This window comes from Phascolarctobacterium sp. (assembly GCF_030531065.1).
In the GTDB taxonomy this organism is placed as follows: Bacteria; Bacillota; Negativicutes; order Acidaminococcales; family Acidaminococcaceae; genus Phascolarctobacterium_A.
This window is the reverse complement of sequence record NZ_JAUNOQ010000004.1, coordinates 43216-65571: the sequence shown is the minus strand read 5'-3', so window position 1 is coordinate 65571 and position 22356 is coordinate 43216. Positions and strand designations below refer to the sequence as shown.

Below are 22356 nucleotides of genomic sequence, written 5' to 3'. Positions count from 1 at the left end.
ATGAGCGACGATAAACGAAATTCAAATAGCAAATTTTTAAAGGGCACGATGATTTTGGCTGTTTCCAGTATCGTGGTAAAAATTATCGGCTCGCTGAACTGGATTATTTTGTCCCGCGTTTTAGGCGGCGAAGGCATTGGCCTGTATCAGATGGGGTTTCCCATTTATTTAATGGCGATAACGGTTTCTTCGGCGGGCGTGCCTGTGGCTATTTCCATTATTACCTCGGAAAAGCTGGCGAATAAGGATTACCGCGGAGCGAAGCGTGTCTTTAACGTTTCGCTGCGGCTCTTGCTGGTATCGGGCCTTTTATTTTCTTCGGCGCTTTTTTTCGGCGCGGATTTTTTAATCAGCCAGCATATTATTCGTGATGCGCGGGCCTATTACTCAATTATCGCGTTGGCTCCTGCCGTATTTTTTGTAACCTTCCTTGCCAGCTTTCGCGGCTATCTGCAGGGCTGGCAGATTATGACGCCTACCGCTGCCTCCGAGGTTGTGGAGCAGCTGACGCGCGTCATTACGATGCTGATTTTTGCCGACCTGTTTATGCCCTACGGTTTGGCATACGCTGCCGGCGGAGCCAGCATGGGCGCGGGCGTGGGTGCCTTCTGCGCTCTTTTGGTGCTGATGTGGTTTTACCGCCGTTTGAAGCGGCGCTTGCAGGCGGAAATGGCGGCGCAGGACGACAGCATGCCGGAAGAAAGCGCAGGGCATATTATTAAGCGCTTGCTGAAGCTGGCGCTGCCTGTGTCCTTGACCAGCTTGATGCTGCCCATCGGCGCTAATCTGGATTTGCTGATCGTGCCGCAGCGTTTAGAGGCCGCAGGCTTTAACGTGCGCCACGCTACGGAGCTTTTCGGCTATCTGACGGGCATGGCGGTACCGCTAGTTAATCTGGCGACTATTTTTACGGCGGCGATGACCATCAGCCTTGTGCCTTCCATTTCCGAATCCCGCGCTTTAAAGCAGGCGGACGCTATCCGGGATAAAATCCGCATAGCTTTTCGCGTAGCCATGATTATTACCTTTCCCTGCTTTATGGGCTTATTCTTTTTGGCGGAAAAGGTGGCGGCGCTTATTTATAATGCTCCCGGCGCGGCAGGCGCTATCCAAACCATGAGCGTCGGTATCCTGTTTCTAGGCATGCACCAGATAAGCACGGGGATTTTGCAGGGCTTGGGGCGCACGGCGATTCCGGTAATTAATATGATTCTGGCTTGTGCTGTGAAGGTTTTCCTGAGCTGGCAGCTGACAGCGCTGCCTGAACTGGGCATTAAGGGCGCGTCGTTGGCGACGGTGGCGGATTTCGCTGTGGCGGCAATTATCAATATGGGCTTTATTTATAAGTTGACGGGCTATGCATTTTCCCTCAGCAGCGTCATTCGCCCGTTGTTGGCGGCTGGCGTGATGGGCGCTGTGATTTACGGCGTGCTGGCTGCGACGGAAAGTATGGGCATGTGGTGCGTGCTTTTCGCTATGGCGGCTGCTGTGCCCGCTTACGCTTTATCCTTGCTGGCCTTTGGCGGGCTGAGCAAGGAGGATTTGGACAATGTGCCCTTTGTTGGACGCAGATTACTGACGGTGGGCCAGCGCTTTGGCCTTTTTAAGTGAGGTAATAATCAATGCAGGACAAAAAATGCGAGCTGCGTCTGCCGGACGGTAGAACGGCGCGTTTTGCGTACAGCAGGCTTAAAGCCGGGCTGGCAGCTGTGGCGGTGCTCCTGACCGCAGCGGTAGGAACGGTCGGTTATTTGTATTATCAGCTGGCGGATTACCGTAGCGAGGCGGCGGAATTTGCCGCGTATAAGGAGCATAAGGAGGAGCAGCAGACCAAGCTGCAGCAGCTTTTAAACGATCATGAAAAAATGCTGCGCGATATGGCCGAAATCTCTAATTTGGAGAAGAAGCTGCGCCGGGCCATCATTCGCGATGTGGACAGCAGCAAGCTGAACGCCGGAGCCTTGACGAATACGCCTGCCGCCGCCGGATCTTATACAGGGCAGGGCGGTGCAAAAAGCATGGACGCGGCAAGTACGATGGCTATTTTGCAGGCGCAGAATGTTAATATCCGCCGCGGTCTGGACGCGACGAAACGCTCTGTAAGCAATTTGCTGGGCGAGCTGGAGGGGCGTAGCGGTACGCTGGCAGCGTTCCCGGACCGCTGGCCGACGGACGGCGGCGTTATCAGCAGCGGTTACGGCGGGCGCACGGATCCTATCGACGCGGGCTATGAATGGCATACGGGCGTGGATATCGCTGTGGAGTTTGGCGCGCCGGTATACGCGACTGCGGCAGGTACGGTGGAGCAGGCCGGGTGGAACGGCGGCTATGGCCGGTGCATCCGCTTAAATCATGGCAACGGTTACGAAACTATTTACGGGCATATGAGCGGCCTGGCGGTGAGCGCCGGTCAGCAGGTCATCAAGGGCGAGATCATCGGCTTTGTTGGCAGTACGGGCTACAGCACGGGGCCGCATCTGCATTACGAGGTTTTGGCAGACGGGCAGAACGTCGACCCGTTTTATGTATTAAAGGAAAGCAAATAACAATTTGAGTACTGGAGAGATTTTTATGGCTTTGACGAAATTAAGACAGGAAATTGATGCGGCGGTGCAGCGTCCGGTTTTCGATTTGTCCCGCGAGGAACTGGTGCAGGAGGCTTTGCGTAACGGCGAAGGCATTCTGGCCGCTAACGGCGCTTTGCGCGTAGCCACGGGCAAACGCACGGGCCGATCTCCCAAGGATAAATTTTTTGTGGATGATGCAACCACGCATGAAGAGCTGTGCTGGGAAAACAATCAGCCCTGCACTCCGGAAACCTTTGAGCGTTTGTACCGCAAAATGCTGGCTTATGCCGCCAGCCATAAAATGTATGTTACCGACGTTTATGCGGGAGCTGACGCGCGCTATCGCCTGCCGGTGCATTTTGTCAACGAGCTGGCCTGGCACCAGCTGTTCATTCGCAATCTGTTTATCAGCGACGAAACCGTGCCCATGGACGCCGAGGGCTTTACGGTGATGTGTATGCCCGGAGTGTACGCCGATGCTGAGCAGGACGGCGTACACTCGGAGATGTTCGTTATCATCAATCTGAAGGAAAAGGTTGTGCTCATTGGCGGCGGCCAGTATGCCGGCGAAATGAAGAAGGGTATTTTTACGGTTATGAATTACCTGTTGCCTAAGCAGGACGTTTTTTCCATGCACTGCTCGGCCAACGTAGGCGAGAAGGGCGACACGGCGCTGTTTTTCGGACTTAGCGGTACGGGTAAGACTACGCTTTCTGCCGATGGAACCCGCGCTTTGGTAGGCGACGACGAGCATGGCTGGGGCAGGGACGGTATTTTTAATATCGAAGGCGGCTGCTACGCCAAGTGCATTCATTTAAGCGAATATACGGAGCCGCAGATTTTCCGGGCGATTAAGGAAAATACTGTGCTGGAAAATGTGATTTTGGACGAGGAAGGCCAGCCGGATTATGACGATATCGCTTTGACGGAAAATACCCGTGCGGCCTATCCTCTGTATTATATCGATAACGCTTTGCTGCCCAGCGTGGCGGCTCATCCTAAGACCATCGTTTTCCTTACGGCCGACGCCTTCGGCGTGCTGCCGCCGGTGGCTAAGCTGTCGACGGAGCAGGCCATGTACCATTATCTTTCCGGCTATACCAGCAAGGTTGCGGGAACGGAGGACGGAATTGTGGAGCCGCAGGCTACCTTTTCCATTGGCTTCGGCGAGCCTTTCCTGCCGCTGCCGCCGCTGACCTACGCCAAAATGCTGGGCGAGCGGATTAACAAATACGGCGCGTCCGTTTATCTGGTTAATACGGGCTGGAGCGCAGGGCCTTATGGTAAGGGGCATCGCATACGCTTGCAATATACCCGCCGTCTGGTCAATGCCGTTTTGGACGGAGAGCTGGACAAGGTAAAGTGGGAAAGCTTTCCTGTCTTCGGTTTTCAAATACCAACCTCTTGTCCGGATGTCCCGGCAGATATCCTGAATCCGCGCAACACTTGGGAGGATAAAGAGGCTTACGACGAGCAGCTGCACAGATTGGCGGCGCTGTTCGGCAAAAATGTAGCTAAGTTTCATGGGCTGATTACTGACTACATTCTTTCGGCAGGGCCTAAGGCTTAAACTTACTGATGCTGGTAAATTTAGGACGCGATATTGTACCTGCGTATTTACGTTGAAGTTACAAATGCACAATGTGCTGCCAGACTGCCGCTATTGCGGCAGTCTTTTTGACTTGCGCGCAAAATTGTAGTAAACTATAATTATTGTAGGAATTAAATTGCGGTAAGGGGGCGTTAAACTGTGGAGCTGAATATATTTAACAGAACGTATAAGGTATCCTGGTTCAGCGTTATTGTTTTTGCCTTCTTTCTTCTGGTATCTTCCGTCAGCCTGCATATTGTGCGTGAAAAAATTCTGGAAAACTCGCACATTATGGGACAGGAGGTAGCGGCGCGCTTCGCCAGCCGTGAAACCTCCAAGATTAAGGCGCAGGAGCTTTTATTGCGCAGCGTTGCGCAAAGCATGAGCAATACGCTGCCGCTCAAGCAAAGCTGGACGGACGAGGAAATAGAGCAGGCGCTGCGCCGGTTGACTGATTATATGAAAAGCAATACAGACGTTACCAGCTTTGATATGTGCGCAGTTATCGATGGGCGTTTGATTGGCAGCCGTCTGGACGAGCCCGATATTGACGTTAATCAGCTGAAATGGTATAAGGCGGCTCTGTCTAACGATGGTAACGTGGCCTATACTAATCTTTATCGCTTTGGCCGCAGCAACGAATATGTGCTGACAATGGCTGTGCGCTTGGGAGATGGCGAAGACGTCCTGGCGATGAACCTTTATCCGGAGCAGCTTAATTCGCTGCTGGCAGAAAACAGGCTACCGCGGCAAAGCTATTATTATTTGTGCGACCCCAACGGCAATATTATGTTTGCCATTAACGACCGCAATATGACTATCGAGGCGCAGCAGCCTTATGTGGACCATATTTTCGGCGAGCTGCGCAAGGGTAGCGACAGCTATATTATCGACTTGGAGGGCAATAAGCGCGGCGTCTATTACACTGTATCGGACCGCGGCTGGATTTCCATTGTAACGATTCCCTATGATTATCTGATGGGAGACTATCAGAATTTGCTGCAATGGTTCCTGCTGACTTTGGGCATTTTCTTTGTAATGGTAGTTATGCTGTCCCTGCGCGAATATTTGCTCAGCAGGCAGATGCAGAGTATTAACGAGGTCGTTCAGGTTATGAGTAAATCTTTCCTAGCGGTTTTCCGCGTTAATTTCCGGACGGGGCAGTATACCATGCTGAAGGCCGATATGGGTTTTGCGTTGGCTTCCGAAGGCAATTATGAGGACTTGCTGAAGCAGATAGTTACTTATGTGGAGCCGGAGGCTGCCGCAGAATTTGCCGATACCTTTGCGCTGAAGAATATTAAAAATCTGGTGGAGCATCGCATTTGCGAATTCGGCGGCGAATTTCGCCAGCGCTTCGGTAAGGAATTTAAGTGGGTTAATGTGCGCCTGCTGCGCGACGATATGCTGGGTAAGGACGAGGCTATCTTCTTCTTCCGCGAGGTGGACGCCGAAAAGCTGCGCGAGCTGGAGCATATGAAGGTGACGGAGCGGGCGTTGAAAGTGGCGCGGGAAAATACTAAATCGCGCAATATGTTCTTTTCCGCTATGTCGCACGATATGCGCGCGCCTTTAAACGGCATTATCGGTATGGCTGAGCTGGCGGAGCTGCACAAGGACGACGGGACACTGGTCAGCGATTATGTGAGCAAGATAAAATCGTCCGGCAAGCAGCTTTTGACCTTGATTAACGATATTTTGGAAATGGCGCGGCTGGATGCCGGTAAGGTGGAGCATTTGCAGGAAACCTTTGATTTGGCGGCGACGGTTAAGGAAATTGGCGATATCTTTGCAGCCCAGTCCGAGCTGGAACAAAAATATTTTGAACAGCAGGTGCTGTTGGAGCAGGAAATGGTAAGCGGCGATTTGCAGGGCCTGCGTCAGATTCTCAATAATATTTTGTCCAACGCCGTCAAGTATACTAAGGCTAATGGCAAAATCAGCTTTTTGGTACGCCGGGAGACGGGCGAAAAGCGTAATCGGGCTATGTATACCTTTATCGTGAAGGATACTGGCTGCGGTATGTCGGAAAAATTTTTGGAAAAAATCTATAATCCCTTTGAACGCGACAGCCGTTTCGGTGTGCCTAAGGTAGTGGGTACCGGTCTGGGCATGACCATCGTTAAAAGCCTGGTGGAACGGCTGGACGGCGCTATTCATATTACCAGTCATGTTGACGAGGGCACCTGCGTAGTGGTTTCGCTGCCCTTTTTGCTGGTCAAGCAGAAGCAGGACGTTAAGCAGGCGCCTAAGCTGGCGGACTTTGCTGGCTGCCGCGTTTTAGTAGCCGATGATAACGATATTAATATGGAAATTATCAGCGAGCTGCTGTCCATGAACGGGCTGGAGGTTATCGCTGCCGCCAACGGCAAGGAGGCGGTGGAAAAATTTGCCGCCGCACCGGAGGGCAGCATCAGTATGGTGCTGCTGGATATGCAGATGCCGGAAATGGGCGGCTGCGAGGCAGCGCGGACTATTCGTCGTTTGCCGCGGGCCGATGCGGACAGCGTGCCGATTCTGGCGCTGACCGGCAGCAGCAGCAGCGCCGACGTGGAGGCCGCTATGCAGGCCGGTATGAATAATTACATGGTTAAGCCAGTACAGATGAAGCTTTTGGCGCAAATGATGGAGGAATATATTCATAAATAGGAGCTGATAAAATGAATTTGCAGGAATTGCCTCAATATATAAGTATTGATGTAGCAGGAAGCCTGGAGGATCGCTTTATGGGGAGCGAAGCGCTGTATGTGCGCTTTTTGCGTAAGCTGCTGACCAGTACTGATTTTGCCGCTTTGCAGGAACTGGCTGCGGCTGGCGATTGGCAGGAGGCTCTGCGTCGGGCGCATAATTTAAAAGGGGTCTGCGCTAATCTGGGCCTGACGGATTTGAGCGCGGCTTTTGCCGGGCTGGTACAGCTGTTGCGCGGCGAAGGCTTTCAGCCGCAGCAGGTGCAATGCCGGTTGGCTGCTATTGTGCCGGAATGGGAAAAAACGCTGCGTTGTATCGAGGCGCTGGATTAAATGAAGCTGCTGCCTGCGGGCGGCAGCCTTTTACTTTTAACGCGCTTATATAAAATTTTTTCGCTATTCTTTGCAAGTTTGTCATATTTTCCGGCAGGAGTATAATTTCACGGCGGAGAAATAAAATATTGTATTTTATTTTTGCTATGAACGCGATATAATAAGGTGTTACTATGGACAAGATGGATAAATTACAGCGCATGCTATATGAGCGCCTGCATCGCCGTCCGGCAGGTATAGATAAGCTGGACAGGCTGTGGGAAGCGGCGGTACTGCTGCCCTTAGTGCAGACGGATAATGGTATAGCCGTGCTTTTTGAGGAACGGGCGCACAGCCTGCGGCGGCAGCCGGGAGAAATTTGCTTTCCCGGCGGCAAGGTGGAATGCAGCGACGCTAATTTTGCGGCGGCGGCAGTCCGCGAAACCTGCGAGGAGCTTGGCCTGCGTCCGGAAGATATTACCCTGTGCGGCGAGCTGGATTCGCTGGTTACGCATACCGGGCCCATCATTCATCCCTTTGTGGGAGTGCTGGACGATATTTCTAAAATCACCTACAGCGCCAGCGAGGTAGAATGTATTTTTACCGTGCCTGTAAAGGAGCTGTTGGCTATAACGCCGAAGCGCTGCTCTATGGAGCTGGCGGATCATCCCGGCGAGGATTTTCCTTTTGATTTAGTGCCCAACAGGATGCGGGGCTGGCGCAGAAGTAAGGAATATTACGTGTATTTTTATGAATATGAAGGCCGCGTAATCTGGGGACTGACGGCGCGGATATTGTACGCTTTTCTGCGGCGCAGCGGTAAGGAGCTGGCGGCCTTTGTGAGCGGCGAAGAAAGATGAGGGATAGGCTTGTATGAGAAGATTGTTTTCTGTTAAAATTTTGGGCCTGGTGGCCGTGGCGTGCGCCCTGGCCTATTTAGTGTTCGGTTATTTGAACCCGGAAAAGGGCCTGGATAATTTAGAGCCTGAGGAACGGCTGAATATGAAAAAGAATATCGTTGTTTTAGGCGTGGACGAGCGGGCTGAAGAACATGACGTGGGCCGCAGCGATACCTTGTTTGTGGTGATGTTCGATACTAATAAAAAGGCCGCTTCGCTGCTGTCCATTCCCCGTGATACCCGCGTGCCTATTCAGGGACACGGCTGGGATAAAATTAACCATGCCTACGCTTACGGCGGCCGCGAGCTGACACAGAAAACGGTGGAGGAGCTTTTGGGCCTGAAAATCAATAATTATGTGATGGTCGATTTCAATGGCTTCCAGGGCCTGGTGGACGCTATCGGCGGCGTGGACATAGATGTAGAAACCGATATGTATTATTATGACGATTGGGACGGTTTCAAAATCGACCTGAAAAAGGGACGGCAGCATTTGGACGGCAAAACCGCTATCCAATATGTGCGCTATCGCGACGAGGAGGGAGATATCGGCCGTATTCGCCGTCAGCAGCATTTCCTTTTGGCCGTATATGATAAAATAACCTCCGCCAATATGCTGCTGCATATTCCCGGCTTGGCGCAGCAGCTTACCAGCATGGTTAAGACGGATTTGCCCTTGAGCGATATGGTGGATTTGGGCAGGGCGCTGCACGCAATGGTTAAAAGCCAGGGCCTGGCGATGGCGACTGTTCCGGGAACGCCTAAATATATTGACGGCATCAGCTACTGGCTGCCGGATATTACGGATTTGCGCGAACAGATGGTAAAGATGCAGGGCGCGGAAATGACCGAAAGGTATCGCTCCGCAGCCGAGCTTATGGAAAAGCAGTATCAGGAGGCTGTGGCTAAGGCTGAAGGCGGCGACGACAGCGGAGAAAATAAAGAGGCTGTAAAAGAAGAAAAGGAACGCCTGCAGGAGGAGAAGAACAAAAAGAAGCTTAAACAGGCTGAGAATGGCGCGGATAAAAAGCAAGCCGCTAAGACTGCAAAAGGTAAGAAGGCCGATAAGGGTCAGACAGAGACTAAGAGCGGCAGCACCGTAGTGCGGCTGGTAAACTGCAGCGGCAGTAAAACTGCCGGAGCAGAGGCCCTGGCGCGGCTGCGTGACGCCGGATTCACGGTTATCAATGGCGGCAGCGGCGAGCTTTTGGCTGAAACCACCGTAATTTCTACCACCAATAACGGTGCCGTAGTAGGGCGTCTGTCCAATGTACCATTCAAGCACAGGCTGCGCATCAGCCGTGACGGAGCCGCCGATTGCGACGGTGTGGTTATGCTGGGCGCTGATTATAAATAATTTTACGGCGCGTTGTAAATGTAAAAATGATAAAATGCCTTGCAGCGCACCGTTTGTTCTTGTTATATGGACAAGAACATGTTAGAAAAATTACAAAAAAGTGCTTGCATTTTGTATACAAATTTGCTATACTAAGAGCATCAAAACAGCCCCTCATTTGGCCCTTCTTCGTAAGGGCTTTTTTTTTTTGCTATTTTTCCCGCGAACCTTTTTATATAATAAAAGATGAGCGGATGAGTAGCGATAAAATGTGGTAATAATATCCAGATTATGGTACAATATAATATAATATGGATTAAGTGCGGATAAATTACAGAATCGAAGACTAATATATTTTGCAGGAGGCTATTATGCACGATGAAATACATGTTATAGTGGACAGTATAGCGATTGCGGGAGAAACGCCGCTGAAGGACGACCCTCGCTGCCACGTACTGCGGCTCATTGCCCGCCATGGGGATTTGGAGTGGCTGGACGGCGACCGCTCTTTGGCAGAAATGTTCGCGATGGTGGAAAAAACCGGTAAACTGCCGGGAACTTCGCAGCCGCCCATCGGTACTATTTTGGAAATGTTTACCGAATTGTGCCGCTCCGGTAAAAAGATTATCATGCTGACGGTGGACAGCGTTTTAAGCGGAACCTATCAAACCGCCTGCGTAGCCGCTAAGCAGGTGATGGACGAAATTAAAGGCGCGGATATTCGCATTATCGACAGCAAGACCGCGGCCTGTCCCATAAGCGGTATTGCTATGGAGATACTGGCTCACGCCGACAAAGGAGCTGGCATTGACGAGCTGGAAGCGATGGCTCGCTCCATGGTAGAACGCACGGAAACGTATTTCAGCGTCAATACTTTGGACTATTTGCAGAAGGGCGGACGCATTGGCGCTGTAGGCGCTTTGATTGGCAGCATTTTGGGCATTCGCCCTATTGTGCATTTGGATAAGGAAGGGCGGCTGGAGGTCGCCGATAAATGCCGCACCCGTAAAAAGGTGCTGAAGCGTATGATAGAATTGGCCGCTTCCCAAGCGCCGCTGGAGGCTGTTTTTGTGGCTCATGCGGAGGCTGAGGAAGACGCGGTTTATTTAAAACAGCAGATGCAGGAGCTATTCCCGGAACTGCCTGTTTTGCTGACAGGCATCGGTACGGTTTTGGCCGCTCATCTCGGCCCCGGCGTTATCGGACTTTTCGTTCGCCGCAGGGCTTAAAGGAAAGGTGTGGAAAGAATGGAGGAAATGAAGGTCATCACCGGCAAGCAGATTAAGGATATGCTGCTGGGAGCCTATCACAGCTTTGAAAAAAATTTTGAAGCAATCAATGATTTGAATGTTTTCCCGGTGCCGGACGGCGATACGGGTACTAATATGATGCATACCATGGCTTCTGTGGCGAAGGCTATCAGCGCTATGAGCGATACGGCGGAGGCCGGGGAGATTGGCGCGGCTGCCGCCCGCAGCGCTATTATGGGCGCGCGCGGCAATTCAGGAGTTATTTTATCCCAGCTGCTGCGCGGCATCGGCAAAGGTGTGGCTGGTAAAAAAACGCTCAATAATACGGAAATCGGCAAAGCTTTCCAGTTTGGTATTTTGTACGCCTATCGTAGCGTATCCAAGCCGGTGGAGGGAACCATCTTGACGGTGGCCCGCGGGATGGCAAAGGGCGCGTACCATGCGGTTCGCGGGGAAAACGTCAGTCTGGAGGATGTGCTGCTGGAAGCCATTCGCACAGGTAAGGAGGAGCTGGCGAAAACGCCGGAGATGCTGCCTGCCTTAAAGGCGGCCGGAGTAGTGGACGCCGGCGGCCAGGGCTTGATAGTTTTCTTCGAGGGCTGCCTGGCCGGTTTGCGCGGACATGACTGCGAGGTGCTGCCAATTACGCCTAAGGCTGCGGCTGCCGTAACTATTAAAGTTGAGCCTTTGGATTTGGAATATCCGTACTGTACGGAATTTATCGTCAAGGGTGCGAGCGTGGATAAAAAAACGGTCAGCGACGCTTTACAGGGCTTCGGCAATTCTATGATTGTGGCCGTTGTAGAGGATATAGTTAAGGTGCATATCCACACCAAGCATCCCGGAGACGCTTTGAATACCGCTCAAGCATGGGGCACGCTGCACGATATTAAAATCGAAAATATGCGCGACCAGCACGAGAACCGCTTGTTTACTGCGGAAGATATTAAGCCGGTTAAGCATGGCGTAGGCGTGCTGACCGTAGCGCCCGGCGACGGCTTGGCTAAGATTATGCATGAAATGGGCGCGGCTGAAATCATCAGCGGCGGCCAGAGCATGAACCCGCCGGTGGAGGACTTTGTACAGGCTATTGAAAACGGCGTTTGCGAGCAATATATTATTCTTCCGAACAATAAAAATATCATCCTGGCTGCCGAGCAGGTGCGCAAGCTTATGGGAGCGTCCAAGGTTTCCTTTGTGCCCAGCACTAATGTGGCGCAGGGCTTGGCGGCGCTGTTGCATTTTGATTCTACCCGCAGCCTGGATGAAAACACAGTCATTATGACCAAGGAGGCTAAGGAGGCTGCCAGCGGCAGCGTGACTGTAGCCGTGCGCGACAGCGTAGTTAACGGTCTTGAGGTGCATGAGGGCGAATATCTTGGCATTTTAAACGATAAGCTTGTCTGCACGGGCGCCAGCATCGAAGCAGTGCTGGAAAAAATGCTGAGCGAGGGGGATTATGAGCTGGTCAGCATGTATTACGGCGCAGATTTAAGCGCGGCGGAAGCCGGGCAATTAGCGGATAAGATTAAAGAGATGAATGAGGACTGGGAAGTGGAAACATTTTACGGGGGACAGCCTTTATACCCCCTGCTTTTAGCAATGGAGTGATGTAAAATGCTTACTAGTCAGGAATTGACGAATATGCTGCGCGAGCACGGCTATAAGGTAACGCCTCAGCGTTTGGCTGTGTACGAGGCGCTGGCAAACGAAATCTGGCATCCTAACGCCGAAATGTTGTATAAAAAATTACAGCCTAAATTTCCGGCCATGAGCTTTGCCACGGTATATAAGTCGATTGAAATTTTGCATGCTATCAATGTTATCAGAGTGCTGAATATTGGCGAGGACAGCTACCGTTACGACGCTAATATTACGGAGCATTGCCATCTGCATTGCCAGCAGTGCGGCAGAGTGGAGGACGCTATGCCTGACGGTGCGGCAGCGGATAATTTGACGCAGCTGGTAGAAGCAAGCAGCGGTTATGCAATAAATACGCGGCAGTTTTTCTTCTACGGCCTGTGCCCTGAATGCCGTAAGGTGCATTGATGAATATATTTTGTGCAAGTGTACTGACCACACGGGGCTTTCAGTACACTTTTTCTTTTCGTAGCATGATTTTTACCAAAACGCCACAATAATGTTGTAAATTTTTGTTATAATATAGGCGTTATAGCGATAGGAGTGCACCGGATTGTCTAAGGATTTTCAAGTAGTAATGCTGGCCAGCGGCAGCAAGGGCAACGCTGCGCTCATCAGCACGGATAGCCAGCGCTTTTTGGTAGACGTGGGCGTCAGCTGCCGCGAGCTGGTTAAGCGTATGCGGGAAGCGGGAGCCGAGCCTGAGCAGCTGGACGGGGTATTTTTGACTCATGAGCATATCGACCATGTTAAGGGGCTGGCGACCTTCGCTAAAAATTATCGGGTGCCGCTTTATGCCAGCGAAGGCACCTGGCGCGCCCTTTGGCAGAAATATCCGGCTCTGGCGCGTGATAATTGCCGCCTTACCGGCGACAGTATGCTGTGCGGCGACGTGCGGGTGGATAGCTTTGCCATTCCTCACGATGCAGCGGAGCCTCAGGGCTACAGCTTTACCTGGCGCAGTAGTGGCTGTAAATGTACCTATGTTACCGATACCGGCTATATTACGCCGACAGTGCGCGAGGCAGTTTGCGGCAGCGACGTGCTGATCCTGGAGGCTAATCATGATGTGGAGATGCTCAAAAATGGCAGCTATCCCTATGATCTTAAGCAGCGTATCCTGGGTATGCGGGGCCATTTGGCTAATGTGACGGCGGCACAGTTGCTTTTGCATTTGCCGCAGCTGCCCAGGCATGTCATTCTGGCGCATTTAAGCGAGCAGAATAACCGCCCCCAGCTGGCGCTTGCGACCGTACAGAATATTTTAGACAGTAAAAAGCGGCTGCCGGAAACGCAGCTTTTCGTAGCCGCGCAGAACAGCATTGTATCGGACTTTCCCTTGCAGCAGCTCTGCATCTTTTAGGTCCGCCGAAATATACGAGAATATGATTTGAGGAGTGAGTAATATGCAAAAGAGTTTATGGAAAAAGACCGCTAATATTTTGGTTTGCGGTCTGTTGGGCGCAGCCGTTTTGGTGGCTGGCTGCGGCGATAATAAAACCTCCGCCGCTGCAGGCAGCAAGCCGGAAACTAAGCAGGAGCAGCAGCTGAGCGCCGCCCGCAATACGCCCATTGTGACGGCTGCCAAAAAGGTGGGGCCGGCGGTTGTAGGCATTACTAATAAGGCCTATGTGCGCGATTTCTTCAATAGGGTGAAGCTGACGGAGCGCGGCACGGGCAGCGGCGTTATTTACGATAAGGCCGGTTATATTGCTACCAATAATCACGTAGTGGAGGGCGCTTCGGAAATTATCGTCAGCCTGTCCGACGGACGTACCGTTAAGGGCAAGGTTTTGGGCGCCGACGCTGTGACCGATTTAGCCGTAGTTAAGATTAACGCCGATAACCTGACCGTCGCTGAATTTGGCGACAGCGATACCCTGCAGGTAGGCGAGCCTGCCATCGCTATCGGTAATCCGCTGGGGCTGGAGTTCCGCGGCAGCGTTACTGCGGGCGTTATCAGCGCTTTGAACCGCAGCATTGAAATTGGCGAGCGCAAATTTAATCTGATTCAGACGGATGCGGCTATCAACCCCGGCAATAGCGGCGGCGCGCTGGTGAACGCCGACGGCGAGGTAGTAGGCATCAACAGCGCTAAGATTGCCGTCAGCGGCGTAGAAGGCATTGGCTTTGCCATTCCGGTGAACACGGCCAAGCCGATTTTGCAGGAGCTGGCAGACCGCGGCCGCGTTGCCAGACCGTACCTGGGCGCTTCTTTAATGGATAAGGATATTGCAGCCCGCTACGGCTTTGAAATCGATCTGCACGGCGGCATCTTCCTGGTTAAGGTTGTGCCGAACAGCCCTGCGGCTAAGGCCGATATCCGCGCCGGGGATATTATTTTGAACTTTAACGGCAGCAAGGTATCTACGGCCGTAGAGCTGCGCAGCAAGCTGTCCGAATGCAAGGTCGGCCAGAGCGTGGACGTTTTGATTATGCGCAACGGCGATACTCAGACCAAGACCGTGGTATTGGAGGAAGTGCCGGAGGAGTACGCTAATTGAAGATAACCGTTGCCTGCGTAGGCAAGATTAAAGAAAAGTATCTTACCGCCGGTATCGAGGAATTTACTAAAAGGCTGACGCCGTTTTGTAAGCTGGAAACGATTGCCATAAATGAGGAGCGTATGCCAGACGACCCGGCGCCTGCGGAAAAGCGGCAGGTGCTGGAGCGGGAAACGCAGCGGCTGCTGGCCGTCGTTCCGCAAAATTCCTATGTGATTTTGCTGGACGTAGTGGGCAAGCAGCTTTCCTCTCCGGAGCTGGCGGCGAAGCTTGATAGTCTGGCGCTGGCGGGGCACAGCCATCTTACCTTTGTCATTGGCGGAGCCTTTGGCTATACGGACGCTTTGCGGCAGCGCGCAGATATGGCGCTGAGCTTTTCCAAAATGACCTTTACGCATCAAATGATAAGACTGCTTTTGCTGGAGCAGATTTATCGGGCCTTTAAAATCAGCCGCGGGGAAAAGTATCATTGGTGAGCAAAATGATATGAATAATAAAAATAAAAGCTTCGGTTGAGCGCAGGAATTGCGTTTAGCCGAAGCTTTTGTATGTGTTATTTAATAAAAACTTCTGATGGCGTTCGCTGCATGCATCAATATAATTAAGATTCAGGTAGCAGCTGGATGCAAGCGTAAAATTTTGCGAAGAGGCTTTGGCGTAGCTAATAACTATGAAAATTTCAGACTTATAAGTCGGAAACTTCAAGAATTTGTAAAGTTTCAAACCTAAAAGTCTGAAACTATTGCAGTTTCGCGATTTTAGGATATAATAGCAGGAGTCTTACCGATTATCTGGCTTTCTATGATTATGTTAGTGAACGGATTGCTAAAGAAGGAAAGACTTACCTGATATTTGATGAACCACAGGCTGTGGAGCATTGGGAAAAAGCAGTCGAATCCTTCAGGCTTGACTTTGATGTAGATATCTATATCACCGGCTCTAACGCTTATTTGCTTTCCACGGAATTTTCCACGCTGCTGTCCGGCAGATATGTAGAAATACGTATGCTGCCTTTATCCTTTAAAGAGTTCTTAACCTTCTATAAATTTTCGCCTTCTGTTACAATAGAAGAGAAATTCCAAAAATATTTACAGTTTGGCGGCATGCCAATATTACGAGAGTATCATTTTAATGAAGCGAGAAGCAATCAGGCTTTAGAAGGAATATATTCCACTGTAGTACTGCGTGATATTCTTCAGCGTAAGCCGCAATCAGACCAATCGACGCTGCAAAAAATCATGCTTTTCGTGTGCTCTAATATTGGTAGTATAACCTCTCCTAATAACATAGGGACTATTTTATCTAACGAAGGTGATATTAAAGCTGGAAAAGGAAAAAATGTTGCAGGCAAAACCGTTGAAAAATATATAGAAATGTTACGTAACGCATTTATCATAGCTTCTATTGGCAGGTATGATGTGAAGGGGAAGCAGCTGCTGAAAACCTTGGGCAAAAACTATGTTATAGATATGGGCTTTCGTAATATGCTGCTTGGCTATCGCGATGCAGACCGTGGGCATATTCTTGAAAACATAGTATACTTGGAGCTTGCACGCAGGGAATATAATGTCTATATCGGTAAAGTTGGCGAAACGGAAATTGACTTTGTGGCAGAAAAGCCAAATGATAAGCTCTATATACAGGTTACAGAAAGTATGCAGTTGCCGGAAACTCGTGAACGAGAGCTAAGACCTTTACGTATGATTTCGGATAACTACGAAAAAATAATATTATCTATGGATCGAAGTTATATAAATTCCTATGATGGGATTAAATCGTTATACTTGATTGATTGGCTGCTGGAATAGAAGCAAAAATATATTAAGATGAAAATTTATTGTTTATTGCTGATAAGTGCGTTATAGGATGAATGTGATATGATGCGCTCGTAAAAACAAAAAAACTTGCCGAAGCAAGTTTTAAAGTCCACACACTGTGGGGTCTTCTAAAGAAGACGATTTGAATAAATCATGATTTTTGAACTCGTGATGTAACTTCTGATGGTACTCAAAAGCCATCTCTATTTTATGTCACATAAGGAGGTTTGTCAAGATGGGAAAAACAAATTTTGGAGAATGGTTTTTGGGACTTGATATGGGTACAAGTTCTGTTGGCTGGGCAGTAACGGATACTAATTATAATGTGCTAAAATTTAACGGCAAAGCTATGTGGGGTATAAGGCTGTTTGAAGAGGCTAAGACTGCAGAGCAAACAAGATCATTCAGGACACAACGCCGTCGTTTGGAACGAGTTAAATGGCGCGTTAATATGCTTCAAGAACTCTTTTCTCCTGAAATCTCTAAGATTGATCTAGGCTTTTTTATGCGTATTAGGGAAAGCAGATTACAATTATGTGACAAAGAAACAAATGTAAAATACAGTCTTTTTGCCGATAGTAAATATACTGACGTTGATTTTCATAAAGATTATCCAACTATGTATCATTTGCGCAATGCGTTAGCTACACAAGAAGGTCCATTTGACGTAAGATTGGTATACCTTGCGGTTCAGCATATTATTAAGCATAGAGGGCATTTCTTGTTTTCTGGGCTGGATGCCAAGAAAATTTCTGATTTTAGAAGTGTTTTTGATTTATTAGAAGCCTATATTCAGGATGAGTTAGAAATTGCTGATTGGACTACTCAGAGCGAGGATGATTTGAAAGATATTTTGAGTGATAATACATTGTCCATTACTGCCAAGAAGAAAGCCATGGAAAGATTATTGCCGAGTGATAATAAAAAACAGAAAGCGATTATTACTTTTCTAAGTGGCGGTAAAGGTAAGCTCAGCGACCTATTTGGAGATGAGCTAAATGAATGTGAAAAAAATAGCTTTAGCTTTAAGGAAGATGATTTTGACGCAATAAGCTCTATTATAGAAACTGCATTAGGAGAAAGGTTTGAAGCTGTTTTATTACTTAAATCAGTGTATGATTGGAGTGTATTAGCCAAAATTTTAGGTGGTAATCTTAATCAAGAGAAAGAATTTGGCTTAATTTCAAGCAGTAAGGTTGCCATATATAATCAGCATGCTGAAGATTTGGCGACTTTAAAGGCTATGTTGAAAGGTACGGACCAGTATAATCAAATCTTCAGAAAAGATGGCGAGGGAACATATGCACATTATATTTCTGGAGCTAAATCGCAAACAAACGAAGAATTTTGCAAGATTGTTAAAAAAACTCTTGAATTTAAACCAACTTATAAGAGCCGAATGCAAAAGTTAGCCAGTATTGAGCAAGCTCAGAGTGCTGAGGATAAGCTGTTGTTTAGAGTTAATAATGGACTGGCTTTTCCTAAACAGACAACTAAAGAGAATAGTATTATTCCTTACCAAGTTAATATGGCAGAATTAGAGGTGATATTAGAGCATGCTTCTAAGTATTTACCGTTCTTGAATAAAATAGATGATGAAGGATATAGTATTAGTGATAAAATTAAAAGTATTTTTAAGTTCAGAGTTCCATACTATGTTGGACCGTTGGCGGGAACTGAAAAATCTAAAAAATTAGGTCGTTGCTGGGTTGTAAGAGATAAGGAGAAGATTTACCCTTGGAATTTTACAAAGGTTGTAGATTTAGAAGCGAGTGCGGAAAAATTTATTACCAATATGACTGCCAAATGTACTTATCTTATTGGCGAAGATGTGTTGCCTAAGAATTCTTTATTATATACTGAATTTATGCTACGAAATGAATTGAATAATCTTTCTGTTGATGGTGAACGATTGCCTAGTGAGTTTATCAATAAACTATATGATTATATAGCAGTATCGAAAGGCAATGCTAAGATTACAAAGAAGAAGATAAAAGATTTTTTACTTACTCTGGGAATTCGTTGTAATGATATAGGTGGTATTGATGATTTCATTCATTCAAATTTGAAGCCATACAAAGATTTTTGTAGGATTTTTGGCGTGAAATATGTTGAACTTCATCGTGAGCAGATTGAAAATATTATTCGTTGGATAACGCTTTTCTGTGATGAAACGCCAATGTTGGTTAAAAAAATTCAAAAGGAATACCCCGACATTTCTCAGAACGAATTAAGAGAAATTAAGAAATTGAAATACAAAGATTGGGGAAGGTTATCAGCTACATTGCTTAACAGTGATAAAGTATCTTTTGTTGACGATAGTACTGGAGAAGTTATTACTATTATAAGTGCGATGAGGCATACCAATAAAAACTTTATGGAACTGTTAAGTAGTAGTTGTATTTATGGGTTTAACGAGCGAATTATTGAATTCAATAAGCAGTATACAGGAGAACCAAGCAATATATTTTATAGTGATATTGATAGTTTATATGTTTCTCCGGCTGTGAAGCGTAGTACCTGGCAAACTCTATCTATTGTTAAAGAAATACAGAAAATAATTGGGTATGCTCCTAAACGGGTCTTTCTTGAGATGGCTAAGGAAAAACAAGAAAGCAAGCGTACAGTAAGCCGTTTAAATCGATTAAAAGAATTGTATAAACAAACCAGAGTAGATGATATTGATTTAAGGCAGAGCTTGGAAATAAAATCTGATGAAGAGTTGCGCAGCGATAGATTGTATCTATACTACACTCAGTTGGGCAAATGCATGTATACTGGTGAACGGATTGAGATTAGTGAACTCTATAATAACAATATATATGATATTGATCATATATTTCCACAATCCAAGACAAAGGATGATAGTATAGATAATCGTGTTTTGGTACGCAAAGATATTAATGGCGCCAAAAGCGATAATTATCCATTGAAAGAAGACATTCGTTCTAAGATGCATAGCTTTTGGGGAAAGCTTTATGAGAAAGGTCTCATTAATCAAAAGAAGTATGAGCGCCTTATTCGTGTAAGCCCTTTAACGGATGAGGAGCTTGCAGGTTTCATAAATAGGCAATTGGTGGAAACTCGGCAGTCTACAAAGGCTGTAGCTGGCATTTTACAAAAATATTTTGGTCAGGATAAGGTAATATTTAGTAAGGCAGGTAATGTATCTGATTTTAGACAGAGGTATAATTTTATTAAATGCCGTGATGTAAATGATTTACACCATGCCAAGGATGCTTATCTAAATATTGTGGTAGGAAATGCATATTATTTGAAGTTTACACGTAATCCTTTATTGTATATTAAAAACCCATCTTTTAAATATACGCTTAATCCTGATAAGTTCTACAATTGGCCGATTGAGCGGGATGGAGAGTGCGCGTGGATTCCTGGGGAGCAAGGTACTATTGCTACTGTAACGCATTTTATGAATAAAAATAACATTTTATTTACGCGGATGCCTATTGAAGCCAAGGGACAATACTTTGATCAGAATCCTGTTCCTGCAGCGGCTAATAAGTGGCCATTAAAACAAAACTTACCTACGGAAAAATATGGTGGGTATAATACGTTGGCTACGTCATATTTTGCATTAGTGGAATCTAAAGATAAGAAAGGCAGGCTGCAACGCACTATTGAGGCAGTTCCTATTATTTTAGCAGATAACTCTAGAGAAGAGTTGATGGAGTATTATAGTTGTTATTGCCAAATGATAGAGCCTAAAATTATTCTGCCTAAAATTAAGAAGTACTCTTTGTTTTATGTTAATGGTTTTCCTATGCATATTTCTGGTACTACTGGCAAGCAGTTAATCTTCTATTGTGCTGCACAATTAGTATTACCCAACGATGCTGTGGTATATTTAAAGAAAGCCATTGCTAATGTAGACAAGATAGAAATTAATGAAAATATTATAGCTAATAAAAATAGTGATAAGGTTGATGTAGAAAGGGCAGTTAGTAGATTAAAATATTATGAGGAAAAATGGGAAATCAATAAATCTAAGAATGTTTATATATATAATATTTTGTTGAATAAATGCTCTAATAAATTTTTTGCCAATAGACCTGCATCACAAGCGAAAACATTACAAGAGAATTTTGAACAATTCGCTGAGTTAAAGTTGTTTGAACAGATTCAAAGTACAGTTTACAAGGGACTACACAGAGTAGGTATCTGACGGGAGGTGTTCCGCCCGTCAGATTTTCCATGTGATATTCAAGCTGTCGCTTGTGGCGGCTATGGTGGTAATCATCAAATCCACCACCCGCCGCTTGTCGTCAAAGGATACATTCTCCCAAGTGTCGAGGTAGCCGGAAATCTGGCTGACCTGTTCCGGGCTGATGGCTTCCACCGTCAGCTCCGCTATCCTCGCCAGAAGTTCCTGCTTGCGCCCGTCCAGTTCTGCTATCTTCACATTCACATAGGAGAGAAGGACATTGTTTGCGCCCGTCAGACTGTCCACCAGCTTTTCAATCTCGCCGTCCACATGAGCAAGTTCCACTTGCAGGGCGGCGATTTTCGGGTTTGCCTTTGCCGCTTTCTTTCTGCCTGTCAGCGTCTTGTAGCCTGCCAGTTTCTTTACCATCTGCTGATAAACAACCGCTTCCAGTTCCGAAGTGATGATTTTCCCGCACCCGGCACAGCTCTTGTTATCCAGCCGTTTTGTGCAGCGGAGATATTGCTTTCCCACAGGATTGTTAATGCTCATAAGGGCATACCCGCAGTTTCCGCACTTGATTTTTCCCGCCAGCCATGTGTGGGTGGCTTTTCGGGCAGACTGGATTTTCATGTTGTTCATCAGCTTCTTGCGGCAGGTCAGCCAGATGTCGGAGGGGACAATGCTCTCATGGGGAGCCAGTACCAGCATTTGGTCTTTCAAGTCGTTCTTTTTGCTGGGCTTCACATCTCGCCCTTGATACAGATAGCATCCGTTCATGCCAGTAAAATCGGTGGCGTCATTGACAATGACTGTCCCTTGACTTTTGAAAAACTCGTACACATCAAGGTCTGCCTGCACATAGACAGGATTGCGTAACATCTGCGCCAGCGTGGGACGTATCAGTTCTTTGCCATTGAATAAAATCCCCTGTTCGGCAAAGTACCGGGTAATGTCCCCGTAGGAGGTTGTGGGCTGGGCGTACATCTCGAACATGAGCCGGATATTTGCCGCTTCCTCCGGGTTTACCACCAGCTTCTTTGTGTTGATACCGTCCATTTTAATTGGCTCGGTATGGAAGCCATAGGGAGCCTTGCCGCCCATTTTGAAGCCCCGCTGACTGCGGGAGTAATAAGCGTCCGTCACCCGCTTCTGTATCGTTTCCCGTTCAAGCTGGGCGAACACGATACAGATATTCAGCATAGCCCGCCCCATCGGAGTGGAGGTATCAAACTTTTCCGTAGAGGACACAAACTCCACATTGTACTGCTGGAACAGTTCCATCATGTTTGCAAAGTCCAGAATGGAACGGCTGATACGGTCAAGTTTGTAAACAATGACCTTTGCAATCAAGCCCCGCTTAATATCCCGCACCAGTTCTTGAAACTTCGGACGGTCTGTGTTCTTGCCGCTGTACCCTTTGTCTGTGTATTCCTTGCAGTTACCGCCTTTCAATTCATATTTGCAAAATTCAATCTGGCTCTCAATGGAAATGCTATCCTTTTTGTCCACCGATTGTCTTGCATAGATTGCGTCTATTCTGTTGTTCATATTGTCGCTCCTTTTCTTAAAAAAGAAACGGAGCTGCTG

General features: G+C 47.8%; 16 protein-coding genes. 15 read left to right on the top strand and 1 reads right to left on the bottom strand.

The window, feature by feature from the left end; genetic code table 11:
* From Q4E64_RS03675 to cas9, 15 genes are all read left to right on the top strand, one after another.
* Complete coding sequence (locus tag Q4E64_RS03675; RefSeq protein WP_303166324.1) at positions 1 to 1611, top strand: polysaccharide biosynthesis protein; 1611 nt, start codon at positions 1 to 3, stop codon at positions 1609 to 1611.
* Positions 1612 to 1622: 11 nt separating this feature from the next.
* Positions 1623 to 2546: a M23 family metallopeptidase gene (locus Q4E64_RS03670; RefSeq protein ID WP_303166323.1), complete on the top strand. Its 924-nt coding sequence runs from the start codon at positions 1623 to 1625 to the stop codon at positions 2544 to 2546.
* A 25-nt stretch (positions 2547 to 2571) separates the two neighbouring features.
* Positions 2572 to 4137: a phosphoenolpyruvate carboxykinase (ATP) gene (gene pckA, locus Q4E64_RS03665; protein ID WP_303166322.1), complete on the top strand. Its 1566-nt coding sequence runs from the start codon at positions 2572 to 2574 to the stop codon at positions 4135 to 4137.
* A gap of 180 nt (positions 4138 to 4317) precedes the next feature.
* Positions 4318 to 6807 (top strand): response regulator, encoded by a 2490-nt coding sequence (locus tag Q4E64_RS03660; protein WP_303166321.1) that lies wholly within the window; start codon positions 4318 to 4320, stop codon positions 6805 to 6807.
* A gap of 11 nt (positions 6808 to 6818) precedes the next feature.
* Positions 6819 to 7178 carry an Hpt domain-containing protein gene (locus Q4E64_RS03655; RefSeq protein WP_303166320.1) on the top strand — a complete coding sequence of 120 codons (360 nt, stop codon included), beginning with the start codon at positions 6819 to 6821 and terminating at the stop codon, positions 7176 to 7178.
* Between the two features lie 173 nt (positions 7179 to 7351).
* Positions 7352 to 8017, top strand: coding sequence for a CoA pyrophosphatase (locus Q4E64_RS03650; protein ID WP_303166319.1), 666 nt, complete (start codon positions 7352 to 7354; stop codon positions 8015 to 8017).
* 13 nt (positions 8018 to 8030) lie between these two features.
* Positions 8031 to 9413, top strand: a complete 1383-nt coding sequence (locus Q4E64_RS03645) for an LCP family protein (protein WP_303166318.1) — start codon at positions 8031 to 8033, stop codon at positions 9411 to 9413.
* Between the two features lie 350 nt (positions 9414 to 9763).
* On the top strand, positions 9764 to 10621 hold the full coding sequence (locus Q4E64_RS03640) for a DegV family protein (protein ID WP_303166317.1): 858 nt from the start codon (positions 9764 to 9766) through the stop codon (positions 10619 to 10621).
* 18 nt (positions 10622 to 10639) lie between these two features.
* Positions 10640 to 12253, top strand: a complete 1614-nt coding sequence (locus Q4E64_RS03635) for a DAK2 domain-containing protein (protein WP_303166315.1) — start codon at positions 10640 to 10642, stop codon at positions 12251 to 12253.
* A 6-nt stretch (positions 12254 to 12259) separates the two neighbouring features.
* Complete coding sequence (locus Q4E64_RS03630) at positions 12260 to 12691, top strand: Fur family transcriptional regulator (protein ID WP_303166314.1); 432 nt, start codon at positions 12260 to 12262, stop codon at positions 12689 to 12691.
* Between the two features lie 145 nt (positions 12692 to 12836).
* Positions 12837 to 13646 (top strand): MBL fold metallo-hydrolase, encoded by an 810-nt coding sequence (locus Q4E64_RS03625; RefSeq protein ID WP_303166313.1) that lies wholly within the window; start codon positions 12837 to 12839, stop codon positions 13644 to 13646.
* 43 nt (positions 13647 to 13689) lie between these two features.
* Positions 13690 to 14787, top strand: coding sequence for a S1C family serine protease (locus Q4E64_RS03620; RefSeq protein WP_303166312.1), 1098 nt, complete (start codon positions 13690 to 13692; stop codon positions 14785 to 14787).
* Positions 14784 to 15263 carry a 23S rRNA (pseudouridine(1915)-N(3))-methyltransferase RlmH gene (gene rlmH / locus Q4E64_RS03615; protein WP_303166311.1) on the top strand — a complete coding sequence of 160 codons (480 nt, stop codon included), beginning with the start codon at positions 14784 to 14786 and terminating at the stop codon, positions 15261 to 15263. Before Q4E64_RS03620 ends, rlmH begins: the two co-directional genes overlap by 4 nt.
* Before the next feature lie 279 nt (positions 15264 to 15542).
* Entirely contained in the window at positions 15543 to 16595 is a 1053-nt protein-coding gene (locus tag Q4E64_RS03610) for an ATP-binding protein (protein WP_368501503.1), read from the top strand.
* A 244-nt stretch (positions 16596 to 16839) separates the two neighbouring features.
* Positions 16840 to 20787, top strand: a complete 3948-nt coding sequence (gene cas9 / locus Q4E64_RS03605) for a type II CRISPR RNA-guided endonuclease Cas9 (protein WP_303166310.1) — start codon at positions 16840 to 16842, stop codon at positions 20785 to 20787.
* A gap of 18 nt (positions 20788 to 20805) precedes the next feature.
* Here the strand turns inward: cas9 and Q4E64_RS03600 are convergent, their stop codons facing one another.
* Entirely contained in the window at positions 20806 to 22317 is a 1512-nt protein-coding gene (locus tag Q4E64_RS03600; RefSeq protein WP_303166309.1) for a recombinase family protein, read from the bottom strand.
* Positions 22318 to 22356 lie beyond the last annotated feature (39 nt).

Bases quoted from the DNA above. Each gene is read 5' to 3' on its own strand.
- Q4E64_RS03675 (WP_303166324.1), top strand. From the start codon at position 1: ATGAGCGACGATAAACGAAATTCAAATAGCAAATTTTTAAAGGGCACG.
- Q4E64_RS03670 (WP_303166323.1), top strand. From the start codon at position 1,623: ATGCAGGACAAAAAATGCGAGCTGCGTCTGCCGGACGGTAGAACGGCG.
- pckA (WP_303166322.1), top strand. From the start codon at position 2,572: ATGGCTTTGACGAAATTAAGACAGGAAATTGATGCGGCGGTGCAGCGT.
- Q4E64_RS03655 (WP_303166320.1), top strand. From the start codon at position 6,819: ATGAATTTGCAGGAATTGCCTCAATATATAAGTATTGATGTAGCAGGA.
- Q4E64_RS03650 (WP_303166319.1), top strand. From the start codon at position 7,352: ATGGACAAGATGGATAAATTACAGCGCATGCTATATGAGCGCCTGCAT.
- Q4E64_RS03645 (WP_303166318.1), top strand. From the start codon at position 8,031: ATGAGAAGATTGTTTTCTGTTAAAATTTTGGGCCTGGTGGCCGTGGCG.
- Q4E64_RS03640 (WP_303166317.1), top strand. From the start codon at position 9,764: ATGCACGATGAAATACATGTTATAGTGGACAGTATAGCGATTGCGGGA.
- Q4E64_RS03635 (WP_303166315.1), top strand. From the start codon at position 10,640: ATGGAGGAAATGAAGGTCATCACCGGCAAGCAGATTAAGGATATGCTG.
- Q4E64_RS03630 (WP_303166314.1), top strand. From the start codon at position 12,260: ATGCTTACTAGTCAGGAATTGACGAATATGCTGCGCGAGCACGGCTAT.
- Q4E64_RS03620 (WP_303166312.1), top strand. From the start codon at position 13,690: ATGCAAAAGAGTTTATGGAAAAAGACCGCTAATATTTTGGTTTGCGGT.
- cas9 (WP_303166310.1), top strand. From the start codon at position 16,840: ATGGGAAAAACAAATTTTGGAGAATGGTTTTTGGGACTTGATATGGGT.
- Q4E64_RS03600 (WP_303166309.1), bottom strand. From the start codon at position 22,317: ATGAACAACAGAATAGACGCAATCTATGCAAGACAATCGGTGGACAAA.